10 protein-coding genes are annotated in these 12542 nt (G+C 70.6%); 7 read left to right on the top strand and 3 right to left on the bottom strand.

Annotation, left to right across the window (positions count from 1 at the left end; translation table 11 throughout):
• Positions 1-217: 217 nt before the first annotated feature.
• Positions 218-2950 carry a pyruvate dehydrogenase (acetyl-transferring), homodimeric type gene (gene aceE, locus ABCR83_RS05190; RefSeq protein ID WP_462693584.1) on the top strand — a complete coding sequence of 911 codons (2733 nt, stop codon included), beginning with the start codon at positions 218-220 and terminating at the stop codon, positions 2948-2950.
• Positions 2951-3023: 73 nt separating this feature from the next.
• Here the strand turns inward: aceE and ABCR83_RS05195 are convergent, their stop codons facing one another.
• Positions 3024-4601, bottom strand: coding sequence for an MFS transporter (locus ABCR83_RS05195; RefSeq protein ID WP_462693585.1), 1578 nt, complete (start codon positions 4599-4601; stop codon positions 3024-3026).
• A gap of 118 nt (positions 4602-4719) precedes the next feature.
• Between ABCR83_RS05195 and ABCR83_RS05200 the strand changes: the two genes are divergently transcribed.
• From ABCR83_RS05200 to ABCR83_RS05220, 5 genes are all read left to right on the top strand, one after another.
• Positions 4720-5400: a TetR/AcrR family transcriptional regulator gene (locus ABCR83_RS05200; protein ID WP_462693586.1), complete on the top strand. Its 681-nt coding sequence runs from the start codon at positions 4720-4722 to the stop codon at positions 5398-5400.
• Positions 5401-5569: 169 nt separating this feature from the next.
• On the top strand, positions 5570-6802 hold the full coding sequence (locus ABCR83_RS05205; RefSeq protein ID WP_462693587.1) for an alpha/beta hydrolase: 1233 nt from the start codon (positions 5570-5572) through the stop codon (positions 6800-6802).
• A 72-nt stretch (positions 6803-6874) separates the two neighbouring features.
• Positions 6875-7759, top strand: coding sequence for a DUF4429 domain-containing protein (locus tag ABCR83_RS05210; protein WP_462693588.1), 885 nt, complete (start codon positions 6875-6877; stop codon positions 7757-7759).
• Positions 7760-7849: 90 nt separating this feature from the next.
• On the top strand, positions 7850-9184 hold the full coding sequence (locus ABCR83_RS05215; RefSeq protein ID WP_462693589.1) for a sensor histidine kinase: 1335 nt from the start codon (positions 7850-7852) through the stop codon (positions 9182-9184).
• Positions 9181-9861: a response regulator gene (locus tag ABCR83_RS05220; RefSeq protein WP_462693590.1), complete on the top strand. Its 681-nt coding sequence runs from the start codon at positions 9181-9183 to the stop codon at positions 9859-9861. The genes ABCR83_RS05215 and ABCR83_RS05220 overlap by 4 nt, the downstream gene beginning before the upstream one ends.
• Positions 9862-9873: 12 nt before the next feature.
• Here ABCR83_RS05220 and ABCR83_RS05225 read toward each other — a convergent pair whose 3' ends face one another.
• Both ABCR83_RS05225 and ABCR83_RS05230 read right to left on the bottom strand, forming a co-directional pair.
• A complete protein-coding gene (locus ABCR83_RS05225; RefSeq protein WP_462693591.1) occupies positions 9874-10893 on the bottom strand; it encodes an aldo/keto reductase in 1020 nt (339 codons plus the stop codon).
• Between the two features lie 8 nt (positions 10894-10901).
• Positions 10902-11339, bottom strand: coding sequence for a MerR family transcriptional regulator (locus ABCR83_RS05230; RefSeq protein ID WP_462693676.1), 438 nt, complete (start codon positions 11337-11339; stop codon positions 10902-10904).
• A 158-nt stretch (positions 11340-11497) separates the two neighbouring features.
• Here ABCR83_RS05230 and ABCR83_RS05235 point away from each other — a divergent pair, with 158 nt between their 5' ends.
• On the top strand, positions 11498-12310 hold the full coding sequence (locus ABCR83_RS05235; RefSeq protein WP_462693592.1) for a serine hydrolase domain-containing protein: 813 nt from the start codon (positions 11498-11500) through the stop codon (positions 12308-12310).
• Positions 12311-12542 lie beyond the last annotated feature (232 nt).

Below are 12542 nucleotides of genomic sequence, written 5' to 3' on the forward strand. Positions count from 1 at the left end.
CCCCATAGGGGGCGTAAGGTTGCGATTTGGCCGTCCCGCTACGGCCGACCTCCGAGATTTCATCTCATGAGCGGCGGTTACCGCTCAGTAGAGATGACGTTTCCGTCGCCGCGGTCCACGATGGGAGCCGGTGCGACAACAGCGAGACAGTTCTGACCCGCGTGCGCAGCATCATTCGCGTGCAGAGCACGACACGACCAAACAGCGAAGGAACAGCGTGGCTTCCGGATCCGATCGCAACCCGATCATCATTGGCGGCCTTCCCAGCCAGGTCCCGGACTTCGATCCCGAAGAGACCCAGGAATGGCTCGACTCGCTCGACGCAGCCGTCGATGAGCGAGGCCGGGAACGTGCCCGCTACCTCATGCTTCGCCTGATCGAGCGGGCCCGCGAAAAGCGCGTCGCCGTGCCCGAGATGCGCAGTACGGACTACGTCAACACCATCGCGACCAAGGACGAGCCGTTCTTCCCCGGCAACGAGGAGATCGAGCGCAGGATCCTGAACGCGACCCGGTGGAACGCGGCCGTGATGGTCTCGCGCGCCCAGCGCCCGGGCATCGGCGTCGGCGGCCACATCGCCACCTTTGCTTCCTCCGCCTCGCTGTACGACGTGGGCTTCAACCACTTCTTCCGCGGCAAGGACGAGGGCGACGGCGGCGACCAGATCTTCTTCCAGGGCCACGCCTCCCCCGGTGTCTACGCGCGCGCGTTCCTGCTGGACCGCCTGAGCGAGCAGCAGCTCGACGCGTTCCGCCAGGAGAAGTCGAAGGCCCCGTACGGCCTGTCCAGCTACCCGCACCCGCGGCTGATGCCGGACTTCTGGGAGTTCCCGACCGTCTCGATGGGCCTCGGCCCGCTCGGCGCGATCTACCAGGCGCGGATGAACCGCTATATGGAGGCGCGCGGCATCGCCGACACCTCCAAGTCCCATGTGTGGGCGTTCCTGGGCGACGGCGAGATGGACGAGCCGGAGTCGCTCGGCCAGCTGTCGCTGGCCGCCCGTGAGGGCCTGGACAACCTGACCTTCGTGGTCAACTGCAACCTGCAGCGGCTGGACGGCCCGGTGCGCGGCAACGGCAAGATCATGCAGGAGCTGGAGTCGCAGTTCCGCGGCGCCGGCTGGAATGTGATCAAGCTGGTGTGGGACCGCTCCTGGGACCCGCTGCTGGCCCAGGACCGGGACGGCATCCTGGTGAACAGGCTCAACAGCACGCCGGACGGCCAGTTCCAGACGTATGCCACCGAGACCGGCGCGTACATCCGCGAGCACTTCTTCGGCGACGACCAGCGCCTGCGCAAGATGGTCGAGAACATGACCGACGACCAGATCCTGCACCTGGGCCGGGGCGGTCACGACCACCGCAAGATCTTTGCGGCGTACGCGGCGGCCAAGGCCCACAAGGGCCAGCCGACGGTGATCCTGGCGCAGACCGTCAAGGGCTGGACGCTCGGCCCCAACTTCGAGGGCCGCAACGCGACCCACCAGATGAAGAAGCTGACGGTCGAGGACCTCAAGCGCTTCCGGGACCGGCTGCACCTGCCGATCGCCGACCAGGAGCTGGAGTCCGGCCTGCCGCCGTACTACCACCCGGGCCGGAACTCGGAAGAGATCCAGTACATGCACGACCGGCGCAAGTCGCTGGGCGGCTATGTGCCGACCCGCGTGGACCGCTCCAAGCCGCTGGTGCTGCCGGGCGACAAGGCCTACGCGCCCACCAGGAAGGGCTCCGGTCAGCAGTCGATCGCCACCACCATGGCCTTCGTCCGCCTGCTGAAGGACCTGATGCGGGACAAGGAGATCGGCAAGCGCTTTGTGCCGATCGCGCCGGACGAGTACCGCACCTTCGGCATGGACTCGCTGTTCCCCTCGGCGAAGATCTACAACCCGCTGGGCCAGCAGTACGAGTCCGTGGACCGCGAGCTGCTGCTCGCCTACAAGGAGTCCCCGACCGGCCAGATGCTGCACGACGGCATCTCCGAGGCGGGCTGCACCGCCTCGCTGATCGCCGCCGGTTCCGCCTACGCCACGCACGGCGAGCCGCTGATCCCGATCTATGTCTTCTACTCGATGTTCGGGTTCCAGCGCACCGGCGACCAGTTCTGGCAGATGGCCGACCAGTTGGCGCGCGGCTTCGTCCTGGGTGCCACCGCCGGCCGTACCACCCTGACGGGTGAGGGCCTGCAGCACGCCGACGGTCACTCGCACCTGCTGGCCTCGACCAACCCGGCGGTGGTCGCCTACGACCCGGCGTTCGGCTACGAGATCGCGCACATCGTGCGGGACGGTCTGCGCCGGATGTACGGGGAAGAGGCCGAGAACATCTTCTACTACCTCACCGTCTACAACGAGCCGATCCAGCACCCGGCCGAGCCGGCGAACGTGGACGCCGAGGGCATCCTCAAGGGCCTGTACCGCTACCGGGCGGGCGAGCAGGGCGCCATCCCGGCGCAGATCCTGGCCTCCGGGGTGGCCGTGCCGTGGGCCGTCGAGGCCCAGCGGATCCTCGCCGAGGAGTGGAACGTCAAGGCGGACGTCTGGTCGGCGACCTCCTGGAACGAGCTGCGCCGCGACGCCATCGCGGTGGAGGAGCACAATCTGCTCCACCCCGAGGAGGAGCAGCGTGTCCCGTATGTGACCAGGAAGCTCACCGGTGCCGAGGGCCCGAAGGTGGCCGTGTCCGACTGGATGCGGGCGGTTCCGGACCAGATCGCGCGCTGGGTGCCCGGCACGTACCAGTCGCTGGGTGCGGACGGCTTCGGCTTCGCGGACACCCGTGGTGCGGCCCGTCGCTTCTTCCACATCGATGCGCAGTCGATCGTCCTGGGCGTGCTCACCGAGCTCGCCAGGGAGGGCAAGATCGACCGCTCGGCGCTGAAGCAGGCGATCGACCGCTATGAGCTGCTGGACGTGGCGGCGGCCCACCCGGGCGCCGCGGGCGGCGACGCATAACGGTTCCCTATGCATCAATGCCCGTGCCCCGGACGGCAGTTGCCGTCCGGGGCACGGGCATTGATGCGTCCGGTCAGAGGTGCGCGGCTCCCCCGGCCGCGTTCGCGCCGCGCTTGGTGAGGAGCGCGACCAGCGCCGCCACCACCGCAACACAGCCGGCGACGGTGAAGGTGGTGCTCATCCCCGACACAAAGGTGTCATGCGCGATCCTTCCCACGGTCTCCGGCGGGGCCCCGGGAAGCGGCGGCGTACGTCCGGTCGAGACCAGGTCGGACGCCTGGTCCAGGTACTTGGGCCCGAGCGGGGGAATTCCCGCGCCCGTCAGGCGGTCCGGCAGCAGGTGGCTGACCCGGGAGGCCATCACCGCGCCCAGGACGGCCGTCCCGAGCGAGCCGCCCACCTGCATGGCGCCCTGCTGGAGGCCACCCGCGACGCCCGCGTGTTCCAGCGGTGCATTGCCGACGATGACCTCGGTGGCGCCCACCATGACGGGCGCCAGGCCCAGGCCGAACAGGGCGAACCAGAGGGACATCAGGCCGGAACCGGTGTCCACGTCCAGGGCGGAGAAGCCGAAGCAGGCGACGGCGGCGCAGACCATGCCGAAGAACAGCGGGATTCGCGGCCCTATCCGGGTGATCAGGGCTCCCGCGGCGGGTGAGCCGACGATCATCATCCCGGTGAGGGGCAGCAGGTGCAGGCCGGAGTTGACCGGGGACATCCGGTGCACGTTCTGCAGATAGAAGGTGACGTAGAACAGGCCGCCCATGAAGGAGAAGGCCATCAGGAGCATCAGGACCGCCCCGGCCGACAGTGGCACCGACCGGAACAGGCCCAGTGGCAGCAGGGGTTCCCGGACCCTGGTCTGCCAAATGGCGAACGCGATGAAGCACAGCAGCGCGGCGCCCAGGAAGAGCAGGGTCCTGGCGGAGCCCCACTGCCATGCGGTCGCCTTGATGAGCGCCCAGATGAGGCAGAACATCCCGCCGGACAGCAGGACGATGCCGAGGATGTCGAACGACTTGGGCCGGCGGTCGGCGCGGTGGTCCTTCAGGACGATCAGGCCGAGGGCGAGCGCGAGCGCGCCGACCGGCACATTGATGAAGAACACCGACTGCCAGTTGACGCGCTCGACCAGCAGTCCGCCGACGATCGGGCCGCCCGCGGTGGAGGCGCCGATGACCATGCCCCACAGGCCGATGGCCATGTTGAGCTTCTCGGCCGGGAAGGTGGCGCGCAGCAGGCCGAGCGCGGACGGCATCAGCAGCGCTCCGCACAGCCCCTGCAGCACGCGGAGGGTGACGACCAGCGACACGTCGCCGGACAGGGCGATGAGTCCCGAGAACAGGGCGAAGCCAGTGGTACCGATGAGGAAGATCAGACGGTGCCCGAAGCGGTCACCCAGTTTGCCCGCGGTGATCAGGGCGACGGCGAGGGCGAGGAGATAGGCGTTGGTGATCCATTGGACGTCGGCGAACGAGGCGTTCAGGTCCTCTTGGATGGCGGGATTGGCAATGGCGACGATCGTGCCGTCCAGCGCGACCATCATCACGCCTATCGCGACGGACAAGAGAGTCAACCAGGGATGGCCCCGGAGTCCTTTCCGGGGCGTCAAGTCCGGCGTCGCGTCCGCGACGGTGGTCTCAGACGTCATGACCCGAGATTATGGCAGTTGCTGACAACTGACAAACGTCCCCATGAGTCACTATCTGACATTTTGCTCGCGCCTATTCTGAGCAGCGAGAACACCGGCGAGAAGAGGCAACCTGACCATGATGATCGACGACACGGCGGAGCCCGGTGCGTTCCCCGGACTGCGGGAGCGCAAGAAGCTGCGGACCCGGAACGCGCTCATCCGCTCGGCCCTGGAGCTGTTCTCGCTCAAGGGCTACGAGGGGACCACCGTCGATGAGATCGCTGCCGCGGTCGATGTCTCCCAGCGCACCTTCTTCCGCTACTTCGCGAACAAGGAGGAGGTGGCCCTCTCCCTCCAGGAGGTGGAGGAGGCGCGCGCCTTTGCCGCGCTGCTCGCCCGCCCCGCGGACGAGCCGCCGCTCGTCGCGGTGCGCAACACGGCCCTGGTCTCCTGGGACGGCATCAAGGAGGCCATCCGGGCCGTGGTCCCGCTCTCCCTGCACCTGGACACCCAGCGGATGATCGAGTCGACCCCGCAGCTGCTGGCCGCCCGGCTGCGCCGGCTCGCCGCGCTGGAGGAGCGGCTGGCGGTGGAGCTCGCCCGCCGGGAGGGCCTGGACCCGGTGGCCGACCCGCGGCCCAGGGTGCTGATAGCGGCGTACAGCGGGGTGATGCAGGCGGCATCCCGGGCCTGGGTCGAGAAGCCGGACGGCAACCTGGACGACCTCCAGGAGATCGTCATCCGGTACCTGGACTCGATCGGCCCGGCGATGGCGACGAGCTGGCGGGATTCCCGGCAGGATGCCGTGCCGTCATAGCCGTCATCACAGCGCTGTGACGTCATAGACATGACGCTACAAAGCAGCCCAAGTAGCCATAAAGCAGGGGCACATAAGGCGTACAGGTGTACAGCATGACGCTCTTCCAAACGTGAGATAGCTCACCGATTTAGCAGGCACCCATGGATTTCTCCTAGGGTGGTCGGCGGTGACTTCCTTCTCGGAGCTCGGCTCCCCCTCCTCACTGCCGTGGACGAACACGGCCACGGTCTGGCGCGCACTGCTCGCGCTGGCCGTGGTCTTCGTCATGCTCGCCACGACCGGCTGGACGGCCGTCAGAGGCCCCAAGGGCGGACCCGACCTCCGCGCCGTCGCGGTCCGCGCCTGGACGCATGGCACCGTCGCGGGCCGGCCGCTCCCCTCCCCCTATGCGGCGCCCGACGTCCTGACCCGCTTCTTCGGCTCGCTGTCCGCCGGTCAGCGCTCCTCGCTGGCGGCCCGCTATCCGCTGGTCGTCGGCAACCTGGGCGGCGCACCCGTCGACCTGCGCTACCGCGCCAACCGGATCGCCCTCGTCCAGGCCCGTACCGCCGAGGAGCGCCGCACCCATGACAGCGGGCTCACCCCGGCCGGCCGCTATGACGCGAGCCGCCGCATGCACCGCTTTGACTCGCTGCTCTCCGACGACCGGCAGATCCTCGCCTTCGACCCCGGCCGGGGCGGCCGGGTCGCCGAGGTCTTCGGTGACCTCGAGCGGGCCGAGCGGGTCTCCGTGGTGGTCCCGGGCGTCGACACCAACGTCCTCACCTTCGAGAAGAGCCGCAACGCCTACACCGCACCGGTCGGCATGGCGGAGTCCCTCTACGACGCCGAGCGGAAGGCGGGCCCCGCCACCCGCACGGCCGTCATCGCCTGGGCCGACTACACCTCCCCGGCCGGCGTGGGCCTGGACGCGGCCACCGGCAAGCTCGCCGCCGAGGGCGCACTGCGGCTGCGCACCCTGGTCCAGGCGCTGCCCGGCGCCTCGTCCGTCTCGCTGTTCTGCCACAGCTACGGCTCCGTGGTGTGCGGCGTCGCGGCCCGCGACCTCGACCCGAGGGTCACCGACATCGCCGTGGCCGGCAGCCCCGGCATGCGCGCCGAGCACGTCTCCGAGCTGCACACCAGCGCCCGGATATGGGCGATGCGCAACCCGGGCGACTGGATCCACACCGTGCCGCACCTGGAGGTCGGCGGCCTCGGCCACGGCGCCGACCCGGTCTCCTCGGGCTTCGGGGCCCGGGTGCTGTCCGCCGCCGGGGCCCAGGGCCACACCGGATATTTCGCACCCGGCACCACCAGCCTCGCCAACTTCGCCGGTATCGGCGTCGGCGACATCACCGGAATCCGCTGTGCCGGATCCGACGTCGACTGTGCGGACAATGCCACTCCGGTGACCTGACGGCGGCCGAGATTGACGCGCGTAGCTCCCGAAGGGGGGACGGGCGGGCGGGCGCCGCATACGATGAGCCGCATGGGTGATGTGCTGGCCGGTTTCCACACCGTCTGGGAGTTCGACACCGACTCCATGCTCATCCGCTTCGAACGGGGGATCCGCACTCCGAAGCTGCTCCAGGCACTCGGCGAGCGGCGCATCCCCTACGAGGCGCTGGCGTCGGTCGAACAGATCCCGGGCAAGCGCGGCACGGTGGTGCTGCGCGCCGTGCCCAGACTCGGCGCCGACCCGCTGCTGGACGCCGCGGACGGACAGCTCCGGGACGGCAACGACCCGTACCGGCTGGTGCTGCCCGCCGAGCGCGAGACGCTCGCCGAGTACTACGCCGAGGAGATACGCACGGCTCTCGGGCCGCGGGCCACCGAGCCCGCCGAGCGCCACCTGGTGGCGGCTCCGGCGCCGCCGCTGGCCTTCAAGGCCTACGACGGCAAGGCCTCCTTCGACGGCCGTACCGTCGCCCTCCGCTGGTTCTGGACGGGCGCCTCCTCCGCCAAGTGGAAGGCCGGCGACCAGCGCTTCCCCGTCGAGGGCCTGTCCGGCGTCGACTGGCGCTCCCCGGAGCTCACCGGCGGTCATCTGCGGCTCCTCCCGCGCGACGGCACCCCGCTCCCCGCAGGGCAGGCCGACCAGGACCCGGCGGCGGTCGTCTTCGGCATGGGCTACGGCCTCGTCCATGAGTCGCTGCCCTTCGCCGCGGCGGTCCTCGCAGCCGTGCGCGCCGCGTCCCCCGCCGTCGCGGCCTCCGCCGCGACCGTCGCCCGCGAGGCGTCCCTCCAGCCCGCCCGCCCGGATCCCGGAGCCATCGCCGACCGCATCCGCCACCTGGGGGCGCTGCACTCGGCGGGCCTGCTGACCGACGACGAGTTCAGCACCAAGAAGGCGGAGCTGCTGGCCGAGCTGTGAGCCGGCGCTCCGGGCGAGAGCCGTCATACGAGGGTCTTGCTACCGGGGTATGACGCCTGCCCGGGCCGCCGCCCGTACGCTGGACGCGTCATGCTCCAGCCCTTGTTCTCGCAGGTCCGCGACCTGTTCACGCCCGCCGGGCCCCCGGAGCCGCTGTTCGGCCGGTCCAAGCGCCCGTTCGTCCGGCGGCTGCCCTACCTGGTCGCCCTCCTGTTCGTCGCCATCCTGCTGCCGACCACCACCGTCAACCTGCAGGGCAACGCCTACAACCTGAACGGCGGCTTCGCCTTCGCCCTCGCCCTCGCCCAGACCGGCCCCCTGCTGCTGGCCGTGCGCAGGCCCCTGGCGGCTTGGGCGATCGCCTTCACGGCCGACATCATGGGCGCGCTCGCCCTGCTGGCCGTGGAGCCGCGGCCCATCACGGTCCCGCCGCACCTCGCGGTCCCGCCACACCTCACGGCCGCCGCCGAGCAGCCCATCTGGCCGTGGTCGCCCATGGCGATCGTCGGCATGCTGGTGCTGATGGTCGCCCTGGGACTGCGGGAACGACGCACCACGCTCGTCGCGGTCTGGCTGGTGACCTCACTGGCGAGCGCGGCCTTGGTGGGCACCCACCCGCATCGCAGCAACGGCAGCTGGGTGGCCATGGTCGTCATCGCCGGCGTGCTGCTGGTGCTGTGCGTCGCCCTGCGCGAACGCGGCGACGCCAGGCGGGCGTTGGCCGAACAGGAGACCATCAGCGAGGCCGAGCGCGCCCAACGCACCCTGCTCGAGGAGCGCACCCGCATCGCCCGCGAACTGCATGACGTGGTCGCCCACCATATGTCGGTGATCACCGTGCAGGCGGACAGCGCCCCCTACCGCATCGCCGGGCTGCCGCCGGAGGCGAGCGAGGAGTTCGGCTCGATCGCCGCCACCGCACGCGAATCGCTGAGCGAGATGCGGCGGTTGCTGGGGGTGCTGCGCAGCGAGGACACCGGCGGGGACCGGGCGCCCCAGCCGGGCGTGGACCGCATCGGCCAGCTGGTGGAGGCGACCGTGCGGTCCGGGCAGCCGGTGGAACTGGTGATCGCCCCCGAGGCGACCGCCGGGCCACTGCCGCAGGCCGTGGACCTGTCGGCCTACCGCATCGTCCAGGAGGCCCTGGCCAATGCGGTCCGGCACGCGCCGGGCGCGATCACCCGGGTGTCCGTCACGGCGGACCGGACGAGCCTGATGGTCCTGGTCGTCAACGCCCCCGCGGACCGGCCGGACACCCCGCTGGAGGCCTCCGGCACCGGCCACGGCCTGGTCGGGATGCGGGAGCGCGTCCGGCTGGTCGGCGGCACCCTGGACACCGGCCCGCTGCCGGACGGCGGCTTCCGGGTCGCGGCCCGGCTGCCGTTCACCGAAGAGACGACCGAAGAGGAAACCCCCGCCGCATGACCATCAAGGTGATCATCGTCGACGACCAGGCGATGGTGCGGGCGGGCTTCGCCGCCCTGCTCGCCGCCCAGTCCGACATCGACGTGGTCGGTGACGCCCCCGACGGACGGCAGGGCGTGGAACTGAGCCGCAGCGCGCACCCGGACGTGGTGCTGATGGACGTCCGCATGCCGGAGATGGACGGCCTGGAGGCCGCCCGCCGGCTCCTCGACCCGCCCCGCGGCGTGGTCCACCGGCCGAAGGTGCTGATGCTCACCACCTTCGACGTCGACGACTACGTCTATGAGGCGCTGCGCGCGGGTGCCTCCGGCTTCCTGCTCAAGGACGCCCCGCCGGCCGACCTGATCTCCGCCGTGCGCGTCGTGGCGGCCGGCGAGGCCCTGCTCGCGCCCTCCGTCACCCGCCGCCTGATCGCGGACTTCGCCAGGCAGCGGCCCGCCCCGCGCCGGAACCCCGCGCTGCGCCTCAACGGCCTGACGCCACGCGAGACCGAGGTGCTCGAACTGATCGCGCGCGGCCTGTCCAACCAGGAGATCGCCCGGTCCCTGGTGCTGGCCGAACAGACGGTCAAGACCCACATCGGCCGGGTGCTGGCGAAACTGGACTTGCGGGACCGCGCCCAAGCGGTGATTTTCGCCTACGAGGCGGGCCTGGTGACCCCGGGGGACGGAGCTTGAGGGTCACCCCTGCTACTCCCTGCTCGCCGAGGTGAACGTCATGTCCGCGTAGCGCGCCCCGGACACCTTTCCGGCGATCGGCTCCAGCTCGCCCAGCTCTTCGGCACTCAGCACCAGCCGGGCGGCTCCCACGTTCTCCTCCAGGCGGGAGCGCCGCCGGGTACCCGGGATGGGCACCACGGCCAGCCCGTGGACCTCGGCCCGCTGCTGCGCCCAGGCCAGGGCGACCTGCGCGAGCGTGACGCCATGCCGCTCGGCGATGGCCCGCACCGGGGCCAGCAGCGCCACGTTCGCGGCCGCGTTGTCGCCGGAGAAGCGGGGGTGGGTGGTGCGCCAGTCGTCGGCCCCGAGCTCCTTCTTGGCGTCGGCGAAGGACCCGGTCAGGAAGCCGCGGCCGAGCGGTGAGTAGGCCACCAGCGCGACGCCCAGCTCGCGTACCGCGGGCACCACATTGGCCTCGATGTCCCGGCTGAACAGCGACCACTCGGACTGCACGGCGGCGATCGGGTGCACCGCGTGGGCGGTGCGCAGCTCGCTCCCGGTGACCTCGCTCAGGCCCAGGTGCTTGACCTTGCCCTCCGCCACCAGCTCGGCCATCGCGCCGACCGTCTCCTCGATGGGGATGTCCAGCTGCCGCCGGTGCATGTAGTAGAGGTCGATCACCTCGACGCCCAGCCGCCGCAGGCTGTCCTCGACGGCCTGGCGGATGTACGGGCGGTCGTTACGGATGGTCCTCTTCCACTTGTCCGTGGGGTCGGTGCGGATCCCGAACTTGGTGGCCAGCACGACCTGTTCCCGGTTGGCCTGGATGAAGGGCGCTATGAGCTCCTCGTTGTCGCCGTCTCCGTAGGCGTCGGCCGTGTCGTAGAGCGTGACGCCCAGCTCCAGGGCCCGCTCCAGGGTGGCCCTCGCCTCGTCCTGGCCGGCCCCCGGTCCATAGGCCCAGCTCATGCCCATGCAGCCGAGGCCCTGGACGCCCACCTCGGGTCCGCCGTTGCCGAGCGCCGTGGTTGCGATCTTGGTGTTGCCCATCCGTTGTCTCAAACTCCTTCGGACGCCCGGTGCCGGGCGCCGGAATAGATGTCGATCTTGTAGTCGAGCACATCGAGCGTGCCCTGCAGCTCGGCTATCCGCCGGCGCACTCCCTCGCGGTGCGCCCGCAACAGCCGCTCGCGCTCGGCAAAGGTGCTCTCGCCCTCGCGCACCAGCTGTGCGTAACGCACCATGTCCGCCACCGGCATGCCGGTCAGTCGCAGCTTGCCCACCAGGTCCAGCCAGTCCAGATCGCGGTTGGTGTAGCGGCGCTGGCCCGTGTGGGAACGGTCGACGAGGGGCATCAGCCCGATCCGCTCGTACCAGCGCAGGGTGTGGGCGGACAGTCCGGCGTAGTCGGCCACTTCGCTGATCGTGTAGCGCTCCCGGCCCTCGGGGCGGCGACGGCGCGCCGGCTCGAGTGCGGCGCAGCCGCGCACCTCCATCGGTGCGGTGTCGATCACGCTCATGCGAATCCCCCTGGTGTCCCAAATGACGGGCGCCGTTTGTCGTTGCCCTTGCGACGACGTCAACGCTAGGGAGTTGGAGTGCACTCCAGGCAAGCCAATCCTTGGGGAAATCTTGGCGGGTTAGGCTCATCGTCATGGAGAGTCTGCGGATGATCGAGAACTGGCCGGTGGAGACCGCCGCGGCGGCCGTGGTACGGGCCGACGGCACGCTCGCCGGGGCCCGCGGCCCGGTCGGCCACCGGTTCCCGCTGGCATCCGTCACCAAGCCGCTGGCCGCGTATGCCGCGCTGATCGCCGTCGAGGAGGGCGCGGTGGAGCTGGACGAGCCGGCCGGGCCGGCCGGCGCCACGGTCCGTCATCTGCTGGCGCACACCTCCGGGCTGGCCTTCGACGAGCACCGGGCGATGGCCGAGCCGGGGACGCGGCGGCTGTACTCCAACGCCGGATTCGAGGTGCTCGGCAACCACCTCGCCAAGGCCACGGACATCCCGTTCGCCGAGTATCTGCGCCAGGCGGTGCTGGAGCCGCTCGGCATGACCGCCACCGAACTGCCGGGTTCACCGGCCAAGGACGGCGTCTCCACCGTGGCCGACCTGGCCCGCTTCGCCGCCGAACTGCAGGCGCCGCGGCTGCTGTCGCGCGGCGCGCTGGACGAGGCGACGCGGGTGGCCTTCCCCGGCCTGACCGGCGTGCTGCCGGGCTACGGCCATCAGCGGCCCAACGACTGGGGGCTGGGCTTCGAGATCCGGGACGCCAAGTCCCCGCACTGGACGGGAAGTTCGTCCTCGCCGCGGACATTCGGGCACTTCGGGCAGTCGGGGACGTTCCTCTGGGTGGACCCAGATGCGGGGGCGGCGTGCATCACCCTGACCGACCGCCCCTTCGGCTCGTGGGCGATCGAGGCGTGGCCGCGCCTGACGGATGCGGTGCTGGCGGAACTGAGCTAGGGATGTGTGCCCCGGTCCCGCCCTTTCACCATTTCCTGGGGTTGTGCCCCAGGCCCCTGTCGCGGCTCCACCGCTCGTCCTCAAGCGCCGGACGGACTTGATGGTGCCGGGCCGGGCGCGAAAGTTCAGCCCGTCCGGCGTTTGAGGGCAACCGCGCGGAGCGCGGTTTCGGGGTCCGGGGCGGAGCCCCGGAGGAAACGGCGAGAGGGAGGGACCGGGGCGCAAGCACTCC

This window comes from Streptomyces xingningensis, from assembly GCF_054957865.1.